This is a genomic window from Legionella dresdenensis, from assembly GCF_042649825.1.
GTDB classification, from domain to species: domain Bacteria; phylum Pseudomonadota; class Gammaproteobacteria; order Legionellales; family Legionellaceae; genus Legionella_C; species Legionella_C dresdenensis.
In genome coordinates, this window is the sequence record NZ_JBHSAB010000024.1 from 15,242 (window position 1) to 28,849 (window position 13,608).

Sequence of the window (13,608 nt, forward strand, 5' to 3'; positions counted from 1 at the left end):
ATGCATCCTTTTAAAAAAAGCATTTGCATTTCTATATTGATTCTGTTTTAATCCGGCTCTGGATACGTAAGTCATCTTTTTTAACCAAAGTGACTACGGAAAAATAATACGTATCCCGGATTAAGCAAACAACAAAAAATGATATGGAAATGGATTATGTCTGACGATTTCGCGATATTTCTATCCAGGCAACTGCTTTGGCAGGCCCTGATTATTTCTTCACCGATAATTCTTTCTGCCTTGCTTTGCGGATTGTTGATTTCCATTCTTCAGGTTGTCACCCAAATTCAGGATTCGGCAATCAGCGCTATTCCCAAAATTACTGTCGTTATTTTAATGCTGATGCTTTGCGGCGGCTGGATGCTGCATTCGCTGATTGAGTTTGCCCGTACTGTTTTCTCAACCATTCCGGAGGCAGTGCGGTGATTAAACTGTCTGTGCCTATGCTGACTACGTTTTTTTTAATTGCTATCCGCACCAGTCCGTTGTTATTGTTCTCTCCCATTCAGGCATTTACAGCCTTGCCTGTCATGGTAAGGCTGTTATTACTGATGATTCTGAGCTTGTTTATCGCCCATAACAGCCCGCTGGCTGAACCGCTGGTTGAGCATACGGCTTTAATCATTGCAGGCATCATTGAGTTCTGCAATGGCTTACTGTTAACGCTTTGCTTGCATGCCGCTCTGGCAGTCTTCCAGATCGCTGGCCAGTTAATCGATGAGCAGATGGGCCTTAACGCACTGGCAATTTTAAATCCGGCTGACCACAGTTATGACTCAATAACCGGCAAATTGCTGCTCTTGTTAGCAACAATAATATTTTTTGCCAGCAATGGCCATCATCACATGTTAAAAACCGTTATGGCTTCGTTTCAAGCCATTCCACCCGGAACACTGGCTATGTTTAATGGCTTTAATGCCGTCATCAGGCAATTTGGTTTAATGTTTTATCTTGGTTTTTTACTGACCGTACCGTTATTTGCCAGCCTGGCAGTGATTGAACTTGCAGGCAGTATTCTGGCTCGCAGCGCTCCGCAATTAAGTGCATGGTTCCTGACTCTGCCCGTTAAAATCCTGTTTGGGTTTGTCGCTTTAAGTATAGTGCTCAGCAGTTTTAAACCATTTGCAGCCAAAGTCTTTTCGTTCTGTTATCAAAGCTGGCAAAGGATATTGTCATGAGCGAAAAAACAGAAAAAGCCACACCCTATAAATTAAAAAAGGCTAAGGAACAAGGCCAGGTAAGCAAAAGCCCCGAACTGACAGTCTGCCTGTTTTTATTGACATTGCTTATCGTTATGGCTGCGCTTTGGCCAGCCACATTGGAACAGGTAAAAAAACTTGCCAGTCAGCCGCTGTTACTGGCAGTCCAGATGAATTTTACTGCTGATAACATCAGTCATTTTTTCCAGTTTACCCTCAATCAGTTATTGGCGCTCTGGCTGCCGCTGGCGCTCATCGGCTTGCTGATTATTATCCTTGCAACTACAGGCCAGATCGGTTTCGTCTGGACAGTAAAACCTCTGGTACCTGACTTCAGGCGGCTTAATCCGATCAGCGGTTTTAAACGCTTTTTTTCGCTAAAACTACTGTTTGATGCTGGCAAAAATATTTTAAAAATTGCCGCCGTTTCCCTGGTTCTGGCTGCGAACCTCAATCATCAGATTATTACTGCAATCACAGCGGATTACACAACGCCTGAACATCTGCTGTTGACCTTTACCCACTTTGTTTCCCGCATTTTTCTGCAGATTGTCGTTGTGCTTTTAACCCTGTCAGTAGTTGACAAGCTCTACACTCGCCGTAAATTTGCCAAAGATAATCGAATGAGCAAACAGGAGGTCAAGGACGAATATCGTCAGCGGGAAGGCGATCCCAAAATCAAATCCAGGATTCGCCAGTTACAGAAACAGCTTAGACAGAAAACGGCTTCTCTGGAGCGGGTCAGAAGTGCGGATGTTGTTATTGCCAACCCAACTCATCTGGCGATCGCGCTTAAATATGATCAGGGAACAATGCCCTCACCACAGATTGTATGTAAGGCACAAGGAAAGATGGTCAGGCAGGTAAAACAGATTGCCGCCCGTAACCAGATTCCGATTATTGAAAATAAATTGTTTGCACGTGCGCTTTTTGCATCCACTGATCTTAATCAATATATCAGAGAAGAGCATTTTCCGGTTGCCGCCATGATATTTCGTGAAATTTACCAGCAGAGGGCTAGCCGATGATGCGTAAAAGCAGAGTTTTTGCCCAAAACAGCGAAGTGCTGATGGTTGCTTTTGCAACCGGTATTTTACTGATTTTATTTATCCCCATTCCGGCAGGATTGCTGGATTTACTGCTGATTATCAATTTCAGCTGGGCGCTCACAATTCTGTTGCTGACTTTCTATACGGACAAGCCGCTCAGCTTTTCAACCTTCCCTGCCCTGTTGCTGATTTCAACCCTGTTTCGGCTTGCGCTTAACGTTTCTGCCACCCGGCTTATTCTGGCTGACGCCAATGCGGGTAAGGTCATCAGCGCGATCGGCCATTATGTCATTCATGAGAATTACATAATGGGGCTAGTCGTCTTTATGATACTGATTATTGTGCAATACGTTGTCGTCACTAATGGCGCCCAGCGTGTCGCCGAAGTAGCCGCCCGCTTTACTCTGGACAGTATGCCGGGTAAGCAAATGAGTATCGATGCCGATTTAAATATGGGGCTGATTTCACAGGATGAAGCCAGAACCCGGCGTGCCCAGATTGAGCGTGAAGCCAACTTTTATGGCGCGATGGATGGCGCCAGCAAATTTGTCAAAGGCGATGCTATTGCCGGTATCCTGATCATTGTTGTTGATCTGGTAGGCGGTCTTGCTATTGGTATGACACAAAAAGGCTTGAGCCTGTCCGACTCGGTGCACACCTATTCCCTGTTGACGGTAGGCGACGGCCTGATTACCCAGATTCCGGCACTGGTTATTGCTATGGCAACCGGCATTATTGTCACCCGGGCGGCAACCGATGCTCAACTGGGCAGCGAAGTAGCCCGCCAGCTAACTTCGTATCCTAAAAGTCTGTTTATGATTTGCTTTTGCCTGGCAGGATTATTATGTTTGAAAGGGATGCCGGCACTGCCTATTCTTTCTGTTCTGGCTGTGTTTCTGTTATTGGCATTAACAGCCGGAAAAGGACAAAAGCAAACTGATGCGGTTGACGAGGCGGAACAGGATCTGTACCAGAAAATTCGCATTTATCCGATAGAAATCCAATTAAATCCTGTTTTGTGGCAAGAGCTTAAGCCACATGAATCACAGTTGTTACAATTGATTCAGCAATTGCGTGAACGGATAGCCTGCGAACTTGGTCTGGTCATTCCCGAAGTCAAACTGGCTGCTGATAAGAAACTGGCCTATCCTTTTTATGGTCTTTATATCCATGGCAATAATCACGGCTTCAATCAGCTTCATCTTGACAAAGTGCTTGCGCTCAAACCTACTCGCAGCCAAAACGCAAAAAACACTGGACTCAGCGGCATAGAAGTCCGTGATCCGGGTTACGGACTACCGGCAATCTGGATAGAATCCGCCAGTACCGAAGCCGCAAAAGCCTCGGGTTATACCCTTACTGAACCGCTGCTGGTTCTGATAACCCATTTAAATGATGTGTTGCAAACCAGTCTGCCAGAACTGCTAACCCGTAACGAAACTGAAACCCTGTTAAATCAGGAAACCGTTTCCGCTCTGCGTGATGAATTGATTCCCGCCTTGCTGCCGTTAAGCCATATCCAGCGTATTTTACAAAACCTGCTGCAAGAACGGGTATCAATCCGTTACCTGTCCCAAATTCTTGAAACCTTACTCGAGCACGGCAAAAGCACACAAGATCCAGGTCAATTGACTGAATTGGTCCGGACACGGCTGGCGCCGTCTATTTGCCAGAAACTGCTGGTTAATTCAAACAGCCTGCCAGTTCTGACTCTGACGCCTGCGCTCGAACAAAAATTAAGCCAGCATCTGGTGAATGACAGCCTGGCCATTGAACCGGCTCTGACCGAAAGTTTTATCACCGCCCTCGCCCTACAGGTTGAAAAAATGCTAAGTGATCGCAAACGGCCGGTTCTACTGTGTTCGTCACTGCTGAGGCGGCAAATCAGGCAACTTACTCAGCGGATTATTCCGCATTTAACCGTACTTGGAATGAATGAGATACCACTGAATATCCAGGTTGAATCATATAGCGTTGTAAAATAAGGAAGAAACATGTTGGATGCCATAACCTCGACTCAAATTGCCTTGTTACAGGATCAATACCGATTACAGTCAATAAGCCAGGATATCAGTAATATGCAGACTCCGGGCTACAAAAAGCAGTTTGTCACAGCCGTTGCTTTTGACGAACTGGTGTCGGTTAATGCCATGGCGGTCAATCAGCAGCTCAGGCTTGATCAGAGTAATGTCCAGGGTACATTTAACCAGTCAAACCGGCCAACCGATCTTGCTCTCGCGGGCGATGGCTATTTTGAGGTTCAAACCAGTGAGGGAATTTATTACACTCGCCGCGGCGATTTTATTGTTAATTCTCATGGCGAATTAGCCACAGCAACTGGCGCCGTATTGCTTGGCAAAGGCGGCGCCATCCGCGTTGATGATAATCAGTTTACGATCGATAGCCAGGGAACAGTGATTATCGACAGCCAGAAAGTAGAACAACTCAATCTGGTGAAATTTAACGGCCCCAAACAACTGGACTACCAGGGTGAAGGATTATTTGCCGCCAATCAATCTCCTTTGGCTGATTCTTCTACCCGGGTTTTACAGGGTTACCTTGAGCAATCCAACATCAAATCAAGTGATGCCATGCTGGAGATGGTACAAACCGCACGGCATTTTGAATCAGCGCAACGGGTAATGCGCACAGCAGATTCCCTGCTGGCCACAGGGATTAATCAACTGGGAGAAGGAAATGTCTGACGCACTTGCTATTGCAGCCAGCGGCTTGAAAGCCGAAGAGTTTTACATTGATAAAATTGCTAATGATTTAGCCAATTTAAACACTGCAAATTATAAGGCGACCCAAATTATCTTTGAAGATGTGCTCTACCAGAATATTGCTGGCAGCAATCCGGTTTTTGATAGCCAGCATAGCAGCAAAATTGGCCTGGGTACTGCCATTCACAAAACAAACAAGGATTTTAGCGTTGGGCCACTAAAACCGTCGAAAAACTGGAGCGATGTTGCAATTAACGGCGCCGGATTTTTTCAGGTTTTAGATAATGACGGCAATATTATCTATACCCGTAACTCAAATTTACGTACAGATGAAGATCATTATCTGGCCACACAGGATGGTTTGCGCCTTGCAGATAATATCCAGATTCCTGAAGATGCAAGCGACATCCAAATCAATGACAAAGGCGAGATTACTGCCATTTTGCCTGACGATCCTGAACCGCAATTACTTGGTTCAATCCAGCTTGCCCGTTTTCTGGCTCCCGAGACGCTCGACCCCGTTGGCGGCGGGCTTTATAAAGCAACCGAACAATCAGGAGATGCCATTATTGATGTTCCGGGCAGCAATGGTTTTGGCACCTTGGCGCAACGTCAGATAGAAGGCTCAAATGTTGATATGGTGCACTCGTTAATGCAGCTTACTATGGCACAGCGCATCTACCAGTTAAATGCCAAAGCCGTACAGATTGCTGATGAGCTGGAAAAAATAACCAATGAAATCCGTTCTTAATATAGTGTTTATGATTATGAATTATTCAGCTAGCGCATCAGCAGATTGTCCAAAAACCACGCAAATACTGATTGAACAGGCCCGGAAGGCGTTAATAACCAGATTACAGGCGGAGGTACGCTGATGAGAATACTGCTCTTGGTCTGCGGATTTTTAGTAATTCAACAAAGCTGGTCGGTCAGCCTGTTCAATGAAGCAGTTTACCGCCCGCTCATCGCCGATCGCCGCGCCAGCATGCCCGGCGATTTGCTAACCGTCATTGTCATGGAAACCTCTAACGCGCAAACCAGCGCCGATCTGGCGTCCAATAAGCAAATCGAAACCGCATTGGAGGCAGGTTATAACAAAGACCAGTATAAAGTGAACTTTGGCCTGGAGGGGAGTGGACGCGCCGGCGCTAAAACCGGTCGAAACGGCAAGATTAAAGCCTCATTGACCGTCCGAATTAAAGATTTGCTGCCTAATGGCAATTATCTGATTGAAGGCCGGCAAACGATTCAGATCAATGGCGAGCAGCAGACTATCCTGCTTGCCGGCATTGTCCGGGGCGAGGATATCACCCCGCAAAATACCGTGTTATCGACTCGTATTGCCGATGCCAGCATTACCTATGCCGGCGACGGCTCTGTATCGGATGCCCAGCGCCGTAATTATGTTTACAAGCTCTTGTCGTTTATGGGGTTGGTGTGATGAAAACCGTTGTTTCGTTTTTTATGCTATTGACCCTGTTTGGCGTCATCGCAACCAGCCATGCGGCGGTCAGGATAAAATCTGTTGCCCGCCTGTCAGGACTGCAGGAAAATCCCATTACCGGCTATGGACTGATTATCGGGCTTGCCGGTTCGGGTGATTCGCGCCGTAATAAGGATACAACCCAGGCAATTGCCAATTTGCTGCAGACATTCGGCGTCAATATTAATCCCAAGGATATTAATAGCCGCAATACTGCCACCGTCATTGTCACAGCTAACCTTCAGCCTTATGCGCATCAGGGCGATAAACTTGATATTAATGTCGCTTCTTTGGGCGATGCAAAAAGTCTGCTGGGCGGTACTTTGCTGATTACGCCGCTTAAAGGTACGGATAACCGGGTTTATGCGTTGGCGCAAGGTTCGGTATCAATCGGTGGTTTCAAATATGATATGTTCGGTAATGTCGTTCAGAAAAATCATCCAACTACCGGATTAATCCCTGGCGGCGCCATTGTCCAGCAAACACTATATAATGATATCAGCGATAAAGGCGGCGAATTAAATCTGATCCTGAACCAGCCGGATTTCACTACTGCCGACCATATTGAACAGGCAGTTAATAAGCAATTCGGTAACCATACCGCCCTTGCGCGCAGTGCCCAAATCATTGAAATCCATCCGCCGAAACTGGCGCGGCAGCACTATATTCGCTTTATCAGTCAATTGGAAAATATCACCATTACCCCTGATAACCTGCCCACGGTTGTGGTTAATGAACGTACCGGCGTCGTTGTTGCCGGTGCAGATGTCAGGATTGATGCAGTGACCATTTCGCATGGCAATCTGCAAATCGCTATTGCCACTGATTACAACGTCTCACAACCGGCTTTGGTAGCGGCCACTGGCAGACAGGTTAAATCAGTAGTTGTTCCAGCGACTAATATCACGGTCAAAGAACCGATCGCCAATTCAGTAAAACTGGCTCAGGGAGCAACAATTGCTGATTTGATTGCGGCATTGACCAAGGCACAGACTTCAACCCGCGACATCATTACCATTTTGCAAAGTTTGAAACGTGCGGGCGCTTTACATGCTGAATTAATCATCCAATAAGGAAAAAACGATGACTATTAGTCCAACAACTGAATTAATTTCCCTGGCGCTAGATGCGGCGATTATGCGGCAAACTGCCATTGCTAATAATATTGCCAATGCCAATACCCAAGGCTACCAGACCATCGAAGTTAATTTTGAGCAACAACTGGCTCAACTGGATGATAAAACTCTGATGTCCGCCACGCCGTTTTATCAATTAAGCCCTAATCAAACATCCATTGATCAGCAAATGGCGCTCAATATCAAAAATGCCACTCAATTCAGAGTACTGCTCAAAGGATTAAATCATCAATTAGCCATTATGAAATTAGCCGTACAGGGGAATCAGGCATGAATTATGATCAAATTTACGCCATAGCTGCCCAAGGTATGGATCTGGAAAAACTGCGGATAGATATTGTCGCCAATAATATTGCTAATCAGCATACCATTCAAAATAAAGACGGCAGTGGTTTTACTCCATTGCAGGTTCAGGCTGTTGCCAAGCCATTTGCTGATTATCTTAATAATATTGAAACTGGCGGTTTAGCCGAGATCAATGTAACCGCACAAGGCTTGCCGCCAAACAAAGTCTATCAGCCTGGACATCCTCTTGCCGACAAACAAGGCTACCTGACCTATCCGGGTATCAGCACAGTCGATGAAATGACAACTCTGCTACGTGCCTCACGCGCTTATGAAGCGAACATTCGAATCTTTAATACTGCCCACAGCATGTATTTACAGACATTAACAATTGGGGAAGAACGATGATGATAGATCCCATCTCAACCAGTCATTTTGCCAATGAAATAAAAAGCCCTGAAGCCTTAAGCGCGCAAAAAACATCATTCAGCCGCTGGCTGACTGATATCGCGGCCAGTACCAATGACAAACTGTTGGCAGCGGACTCGGCATTACAGCAAGCAGCAAGCGGGCAAGCGCCCAATCTGCACCGCACCATGTTGGCTCTGGAAGAGGCAAAATTGTCATTTCAGTTTCTTGAACAAATCCGTAACCGGTTGCTATCGGCTTATCAAGACGTTTTAAGAGAGCAGATTTAAAGTGAATTATTTATATCAATTACAAAACTGGCTCAAGACGCAAAGCAGGCAACAGCAATTGCTGTTGGCAGGCGGCCTGGGCTTTATTCTGCTATTAACCAGCGCGTTAATTTATTGGGTTGTAAAACCCTCTTACGGCATATTGTTCAATCGGCTGGATAACCGTGATGCCAGCCAGATCCTGACTCGGCTGGAGCAGGAAGGAATTGCTTATCAGGTCAGAAATCACAGTCAGGAAATTCTGATTGATAAAAATCTGATTGATAAAACGCGGATTAAATTAATGGCCAGCGGAATGCAATTAAGCAGTAATGTGGGATTTGAGCTTTTTGACAAATCTGATTTCGGCATGACGGATTTTTCGCAGAAAATTAATTACCAGCGCGCATTACAAGGCGAGCTTGAGCGGACAATCAACAGCCTTGATGAAGTCCGGCAATCACGAGTCCATCTGGTTATTCCGGAAAACCATCTGTTTGAACAGGAGAATAATAAACCGCATGCGGCAGTTAATCTGCATTTAATCCGCACAATATCGCCGCAACAGGTTAAAAGCATCCAGAGCCTGATCGCCGCAAGCGTTGCCCGCCTGTCACAAACAGATGTCGTCATTGTTGATCAAAACGGCAATACACTGACAGCCACAGAAGAGGATGACGGGCTCAATCATTTTCACGCTAAAAAACAACTGGAAGAATACCTCGCCAGCAAAACCATGCACATGCTCAACCAGATTTTTACCCATGACCATGCGATTGTAAAAATCGATGCCACCCTGAACTACGATCAATTCAAACGTGATCTTGTCAAACCGCAAAATAGCGGCATTGTCACCCATGAAAAAGAAACCCGGCATGCGCAAAATGCCAAACCGGCCAAAACACCGACGACTGAAGACATTACCCGCGAAAAGAGCTATCAGTTCGGGCGTGAAAAGCAACAGTTTATCCGTGCAAATGGAACTATCAGGCGATTAACCATCAGCGTGGTAGTTCCTGAACGCTGCACGGCAGAGAGGATTCGCCAGATTGAACGGCTGGTCAAATCAGTCACCGGTTTTGATGCCCAACGCGGCGACAGCATTACCGTTGAAGCGTTATTGGCCGATCAGCAGCCTGAGCCTGAAACAACAATCCTGCCAGCTATAACTGAAAAAAAATCTTCGCAACCGGCCATACTGATTGGCGTTACCGGTTTATTTGCACTGGCCGGCGCAGCTCTTTTCCTGCGCTGGCGTGCCCGAATGCGCCGCCAGCAGCTGCTGCATGAATTGCAACAATGGTTGATTGAACATGGCTAAATCATTTAAACAACTCATTTTAAATATTGCCCGTTTAAACAAAGGCGATCAAAAGTGGCTGATCAACCGGCTTTCCCCGGAACAGAAAGCACAGTTTGAAGCGCTTGATGGCAGGCAGTTACTGCAACAGGCAAAAAAGTTCCGGCAAGTAGAGATGCCCGCCAATTTGCCTGTAACAGCCGTGGAGCCACTGCCGCCCTACTGCAATTCACTGGCTGATAATCCGCCGTTATTCTGTGCCATTATTCTTGAACAGGGCAATTTTCCCTGGATTGAGCATTTCCTGCAAGCGCACGATCCTGAACAGGCTATCCTGGATTGCCTGCAAACACGGATAGTGGCCATAAAGCCGGATACAAAAAAAGCATTATTTGCTCATTGGCAAAAATCAAATACCTTTGAGCAGTTTCTGGCAGGGCAAAATCATGGCTGATATTTATAAAAACAGCATCATCAGTGATGAAATCATTGTGCTTGGAAGTACCGAATCAAATCCGGTATCTGAAACTGATGATATTGCGGGGGAACAAGTCGCCGAAGCGAATAGCGAAATCAGAGAACAAGCCCGGGAAGCAGGTTACAACATCGGTTTTCAACAGGGTTATGACGAGGGGCTTCAGCAAGCGGAACAAGCTACCGCTGTCCATCAGCATCAGCTTCAGCAATTGCTTGACGCCATACCCGAGGCAATCCGGCAAAACCGCGAACATTTAACTGGCGAGATAGCCGATATCGTTCTGGCGGTTTGCCAGCAATATTTTATCCGCCAACAACATACCAGGGAAACAATAAGCCAGCAGGTCAGTCAGGCATTAAGCCAGATTAACCAACAACAATCGATTGAAATTTGTCTGCATCCGCAGGATCTGGCACTGCTTAAACAGGGTGAAATCACGCTTGATTTAAGCCGCCATAAAAATGTCCGGCTCAGCGCGGATGACGCCCTCAGGCTTGGCGGATGTGTTATCCGAAGCGAGCATGGCTTGTTTGATGCCGGAATTGAGCGTCAGATTGAGCGCTTAAAACAGCTTTTACTCCAGATTAAGCAGCGAGGGCCGCATGAAGAATTGGCTTGATAACCTGCAGGCGATAGAGCGCTTTGGCGAAATTGAGCAGTGCATCGGATTAAAACTGGTTGCGAATGGCCCGCCGCAATGTTTTGTTGGCGAGCGGTGTGAAATCCTCAATGAAGCCAATAAGGTTATGACAACTGCAGAAGTCATTGGGTTTGCGGCTGGTAAAGTTTATCTGATGCCTTTTACTCAGGCGCCTGTGCGTATGGGATTTAAGGTCCGCGCCAGTAATCAGGCAGTGACCATTTCAATCAGCGATGCATTAATTGGTAAGGTGATTAACGCCGCCGGCGAGCTGCTCGACGGCTTTTTACCAAGGTACTCTGGCATACAGCTGCCTCTTCATACAAACCATATCAATCCGCTTGCCAGGGCGCCGGTAACAGAACAGTTATTTACCGGTATCAATATTATCGACAGCCTTCTTCCACTTGGCAAAGGACAGCGAGTCGGGCTTTTTGCCGGCAGCGGAGTCGGCAAATCGGTTTTACTCGGTATGATCGCAAGGCGGATTAACAGTGATATTAATGTCATTGCCCTGGTTGGCGAACGCGGCCGTGAAGTGAATGATTTTATCAGTAGCCTGGACAGTCAGACCCTTGCCAAATCGATCATTGTCGTTGCCTGCAGTGATGATTTTGCGTTAATGCGCCGTCAGGCCGTTTATACCGCAACGGCCATAGCGGAATATTTTTGTAAACAAGGTAAAGCGGTAATGTTAATGATGGATTCGATTACCCGTTTTGCCATGGCACAACGTGAAATTGCCTTAAGCCTCGGCGAGCCGCCGACTACACGCGGTTACACGCCTTCGGTATTTGCCATGTTACCGGGAATTGTAGAACGTGCCGGGAATCTTACCGGGCAGGGCAGTATTACCGCACTGTACACAGTGCTGGTTGAAGGGGATGATTTTAATGAGCCAATCGCGGATACCATGCGCTCCTTGCTGGATGGCCATATAGTCCTCACCCGTGAACTGGCTCAACGCGGACATTATCCGGCGATTGATCCCTTGCAGAGCATTTCGCGCCTGAGCCAGCAGATTTTAACTCCGGAAAAACAGCAGCTTAATAAGAAAATTCTCAATTTGCTTACAATTTATCGTCAAAACCGTGACTTGGTTGAACTTGGTGTTTATAATCAGGGCACCAACCCGAAATTGGATTACGCCCTACAGCGTATTGATAACTTGCAGAACTTATTTTGCCAGAATATCGATGAGTCACTGCCATATGACACTTTGATTCAGCGTCTGCAGGAGGTATTACAATGAACAAAACGCTTGCTGCCCTAAAAACACGAATTGATTGGCAGCTTAATGAGGTTAAGCAGCAACAGGCGGTTTTGAATGAGGAAATAACCGTCCTTGATGAGCAAATGCAGGTTAATGCCGGCCAAATCAGCGAGGCCTGTGCCAGCCCGGTTTATCTGTTACCGGAACAGGAAATCGCACGGCTTAATTTTGTCATTCGTCAACAGCAGTTGCAGGATGAATTAACCCGGAAAAAAGATCAGTTAATGACACAACAGGAGATTTTACGGCAAAAGCAAACCCGTTTGGGTACTGAATTAAAAATGTTGGAAAAATATCTGGAACAGAAAGCAAAAGAACACGCAAAAAATCAGGAAAAAGAACAGCAAAATTTTATCGATGAATGGGCAATACAAAGGAATTAAACATGGAATTTACAAACAGTCCTCTCGTACCGCAGGCTAACGGGTATGGCCAGCGGTCATCGGCCAGAAACCAGACCGGCGGTGAATATTATTTAACGCGCCAGCGCCAGCTGCAGCAATCAGCGCTGACATTTGATTCTGTACTTTCAGAAACCATAAAATTCAGCAGTCAATTGAAAGAAACATTGCTCAATAAAACGAATGTGACCCCGACAGCCATTGATCATATTCATACCACGCAAATCAGTCATACTATTGCGTCTGCTCCTGCTTACCCTTGCCCACTTAACAACTTGACCTGGGTTCAGCCAGAACAGAGCAGTTGGCAAATCCAAAATGAAACACCCCAAATTTATACGCAGCAAAACTCAAAACCCATAGCGGATTCAATACCAGAACCTCTGCCGGTTGATAAACTTATTCTGTTGTCCAACCAGCCTGTCTATAAAAACCATCAGCTCCACTGCCATGACGGCCAGGTTGAAATTGCTTTAAATACCAAAAATCTTACCCGCAGCGAAACTCAGAGCCTTAAATATCTGTTAAGGCAATGGCTGGCTAATAGCGGATTGAAATTAAAGCGGATCATGATAAATGGAGTAAAACAATGACTGATGCAATCGCCCCTTCAACCGGTATTGAGCAAGCTGATTATATGCAGCTTTTTATGCAGGAATTGACTTATCAGGATCCGCTGAAGCCAATTGACAATCGAGAGTTTATGGCGCAGATGGCCCAATTTTCCCTGTTACAGCAAGTACAGGAAATCAACGAAGCAACCCGTTATGTTCCCGGCATGCTTATGGGAATTCAGGCATTATCGCTTCTGGGTAAACAGGTAATTTTGCGCGATACCAAAGCCTCTGGCCAGGTCCAGTCTGTCAGCTTTAAAGAAGCCCAACCATTACTTATGGTAAAGATGGACAATGATAAAATCGAACCCAGGCCATTGAAAGATATCGAAGAAGTCAAATAAGGAATA

Annotated in this window: 18 protein-coding genes; all 18 read left to right on the forward strand. The window is 46.1% G+C overall.

Annotation, left to right across the window (positions count from 1 at the left end):
- The first annotated feature begins 156 nt into the window (after window positions 1–156).
- The 18 genes from ACFORL_RS10370 to ACFORL_RS10455 all read left to right on the forward strand — a co-directional run bounded on the left by ACFORL_RS10370 (window position 157) and on the right by ACFORL_RS10455 (window position 13,602).
- On the forward strand, window positions 157–426 hold the full coding sequence (locus ACFORL_RS10370) for a flagellar biosynthetic protein FliQ (protein ID WP_382343730.1): 270 nt from the start codon (window positions 157–159) through the stop codon (window positions 424–426).
- Window positions 423–1,178, forward strand: a complete 756-nt coding sequence (locus ACFORL_RS10375; protein ID WP_382343731.1) for a flagellar biosynthetic protein FliR — start codon at window positions 423–425, stop codon at window positions 1,176–1,178. The genes ACFORL_RS10370 and ACFORL_RS10375 overlap by 4 nt, the downstream gene beginning before the upstream one ends.
- Window positions 1,175–2,227 (forward strand): EscU/YscU/HrcU family type III secretion system export apparatus switch protein, encoded by a 1,053-nt coding sequence (locus ACFORL_RS10380; RefSeq protein WP_382343733.1) that lies wholly within the window; start codon window positions 1,175–1,177, stop codon window positions 2,225–2,227. The genes ACFORL_RS10375 and ACFORL_RS10380 overlap by 4 nt, the downstream gene beginning before the upstream one ends.
- Window positions 2,224–4,233 (forward strand): flagellar biosynthesis protein FlhA, encoded by a 2,010-nt coding sequence (locus tag ACFORL_RS10385; RefSeq protein ID WP_382343734.1) that lies wholly within the window; start codon window positions 2,224–2,226, stop codon window positions 4,231–4,233. Before ACFORL_RS10380 ends, ACFORL_RS10385 begins: the two co-directional genes overlap by 4 nt.
- A 9-nt stretch (window positions 4,234–4,242) precedes the next feature.
- On the forward strand, window positions 4,243–4,953 hold the full coding sequence (locus ACFORL_RS10390; protein ID WP_382343736.1) for a flagellar hook-basal body protein: 711 nt from the start codon (window positions 4,243–4,245) through the stop codon (window positions 4,951–4,953).
- Window positions 4,946–5,722 carry a flagellar hook-basal body protein gene (locus tag ACFORL_RS10395; RefSeq protein WP_382343738.1) on the forward strand — a complete coding sequence of 259 codons (777 nt, stop codon included), beginning with the start codon at window positions 4,946–4,948 and terminating at the stop codon, window positions 5,720–5,722. The genes ACFORL_RS10390 and ACFORL_RS10395 overlap by 8 nt, the downstream gene beginning before the upstream one ends.
- A gap of 123 nt (window positions 5,723–5,845) precedes the next feature.
- Window positions 5,846–6,412, forward strand: coding sequence for a flagellar basal body L-ring protein FlgH (locus ACFORL_RS10400; RefSeq protein ID WP_382343740.1), 567 nt, complete (start codon window positions 5,846–5,848; stop codon window positions 6,410–6,412).
- Complete coding sequence (locus ACFORL_RS10405; protein WP_382343933.1) at window positions 6,412–7,527, forward strand: flagellar basal body P-ring protein FlgI; 1,116 nt, start codon at window positions 6,412–6,414, stop codon at window positions 7,525–7,527. Before ACFORL_RS10400 ends, ACFORL_RS10405 begins: the two co-directional genes overlap by 1 nt.
- 10 nt (window positions 7,528–7,537) lie before the next feature.
- The gene (locus ACFORL_RS10410) at window positions 7,538–7,864 is read left to right on the forward strand and encodes a flagellar basal body protein (protein WP_382343742.1); all 327 of its coding nucleotides are present in this window, start codon (window positions 7,538–7,540) and stop codon (window positions 7,862–7,864) included.
- The gene (flgC, locus tag ACFORL_RS10415; RefSeq protein ID WP_382343744.1) at window positions 7,861–8,283 is read left to right on the forward strand and encodes a flagellar basal body rod protein FlgC; all 423 of its coding nucleotides are present in this window, start codon (window positions 7,861–7,863) and stop codon (window positions 8,281–8,283) included. The genes ACFORL_RS10410 and flgC overlap by 4 nt, the downstream gene beginning before the upstream one ends.
- Window positions 8,280–8,573, forward strand: a complete 294-nt coding sequence (gene fliE / locus ACFORL_RS10420; RefSeq protein ID WP_382343746.1) for a flagellar hook-basal body complex protein FliE — start codon at window positions 8,280–8,282, stop codon at window positions 8,571–8,573. Before flgC ends, fliE begins: the two co-directional genes overlap by 4 nt.
- A 1-nt stretch (window position 8,574) precedes the next feature.
- Window positions 8,575–9,873 carry a flagellar basal-body MS-ring/collar protein FliF gene (fliF, locus tag ACFORL_RS10425; protein ID WP_382343748.1) on the forward strand — a complete coding sequence of 433 codons (1,299 nt, stop codon included), beginning with the start codon at window positions 8,575–8,577 and terminating at the stop codon, window positions 9,871–9,873.
- On the forward strand, window positions 9,866–10,306 hold the full coding sequence (locus ACFORL_RS10430; RefSeq protein ID WP_382343750.1) for a hypothetical protein: 441 nt from the start codon (window positions 9,866–9,868) through the stop codon (window positions 10,304–10,306). Before fliF ends, ACFORL_RS10430 begins: the two co-directional genes overlap by 8 nt.
- Window positions 10,299–10,949, forward strand: coding sequence for a FliH/SctL family protein (locus ACFORL_RS10435; RefSeq protein ID WP_382343752.1), 651 nt, complete (start codon window positions 10,299–10,301; stop codon window positions 10,947–10,949). The genes ACFORL_RS10430 and ACFORL_RS10435 overlap by 8 nt, the downstream gene beginning before the upstream one ends.
- Entirely contained in the window at window positions 10,933–12,222 is a 1,290-nt protein-coding gene (locus tag ACFORL_RS10440; protein ID WP_382343754.1) for a FliI/YscN family ATPase, read from the forward strand. The genes ACFORL_RS10435 and ACFORL_RS10440 overlap by 17 nt, the downstream gene beginning before the upstream one ends.
- A complete protein-coding gene (locus tag ACFORL_RS10445; protein WP_382343756.1) occupies window positions 12,219–12,626 on the forward strand; it encodes a hypothetical protein in 408 nt (135 codons plus the stop codon). The genes ACFORL_RS10440 and ACFORL_RS10445 overlap by 4 nt, the downstream gene beginning before the upstream one ends.
- 2 nt (window positions 12,627–12,628) lie before the next feature.
- Window positions 12,629–13,237, forward strand: coding sequence for a hypothetical protein (locus ACFORL_RS10450; RefSeq protein WP_382343757.1), 609 nt, complete (start codon window positions 12,629–12,631; stop codon window positions 13,235–13,237).
- Entirely contained in the window at window positions 13,234–13,602 is a 369-nt protein-coding gene (locus ACFORL_RS10455) for a flagellar hook capping FlgD N-terminal domain-containing protein (protein ID WP_382343759.1), read from the forward strand. Before ACFORL_RS10450 ends, ACFORL_RS10455 begins: the two co-directional genes overlap by 4 nt.
- The last annotated feature ends 6 nt before the right edge of the window (window positions 13,603–13,608 follow it).

Coding starts and splice junctions, on each gene's coding strand:
- ACFORL_RS10370 (WP_382343730.1), top strand. CDS start 157: ATGTCTGACGATTTCGCGATATTTCTATCCAGGCAACTGCTTTGGCAG.
- ACFORL_RS10380 (WP_382343733.1), top strand. CDS start 1,175: ATGAGCGAAAAAACAGAAAAAGCCACACCCTATAAATTAAAAAAGGCT.
- ACFORL_RS10385 (WP_382343734.1), top strand. CDS start 2,224: ATGATGCGTAAAAGCAGAGTTTTTGCCCAAAACAGCGAAGTGCTGATG.
- ACFORL_RS10390 (WP_382343736.1), top strand. CDS start 4,243: ATGTTGGATGCCATAACCTCGACTCAAATTGCCTTGTTACAGGATCAA.
- ACFORL_RS10395 (WP_382343738.1), top strand. CDS start 4,946: ATGTCTGACGCACTTGCTATTGCAGCCAGCGGCTTGAAAGCCGAAGAG.
- ACFORL_RS10400 (WP_382343740.1), top strand. CDS start 5,846: ATGAGAATACTGCTCTTGGTCTGCGGATTTTTAGTAATTCAACAAAGC.
- ACFORL_RS10405 (WP_382343933.1), top strand. CDS start 6,412: ATGAAAACCGTTGTTTCGTTTTTTATGCTATTGACCCTGTTTGGCGTC.
- ACFORL_RS10410 (WP_382343742.1), top strand. CDS start 7,538: ATGACTATTAGTCCAACAACTGAATTAATTTCCCTGGCGCTAGATGCG.
- flgC (WP_382343744.1), top strand. CDS start 7,861: ATGAATTATGATCAAATTTACGCCATAGCTGCCCAAGGTATGGATCTG.
- fliE (WP_382343746.1), top strand. CDS start 8,280: ATGATGATAGATCCCATCTCAACCAGTCATTTTGCCAATGAAATAAAA.
- ACFORL_RS10430 (WP_382343750.1), top strand. CDS start 9,866: ATGGCTAAATCATTTAAACAACTCATTTTAAATATTGCCCGTTTAAAC.
- ACFORL_RS10435 (WP_382343752.1), top strand. CDS start 10,299: ATGGCTGATATTTATAAAAACAGCATCATCAGTGATGAAATCATTGTG.
- ACFORL_RS10440 (WP_382343754.1), top strand. CDS start 10,933: ATGAAGAATTGGCTTGATAACCTGCAGGCGATAGAGCGCTTTGGCGAA.
- ACFORL_RS10445 (WP_382343756.1), top strand. CDS start 12,219: ATGAACAAAACGCTTGCTGCCCTAAAAACACGAATTGATTGGCAGCTT.
- ACFORL_RS10450 (WP_382343757.1), top strand. CDS start 12,629: ATGGAATTTACAAACAGTCCTCTCGTACCGCAGGCTAACGGGTATGGC.
- ACFORL_RS10455 (WP_382343759.1), top strand. CDS start 13,234: ATGACTGATGCAATCGCCCCTTCAACCGGTATTGAGCAAGCTGATTAT.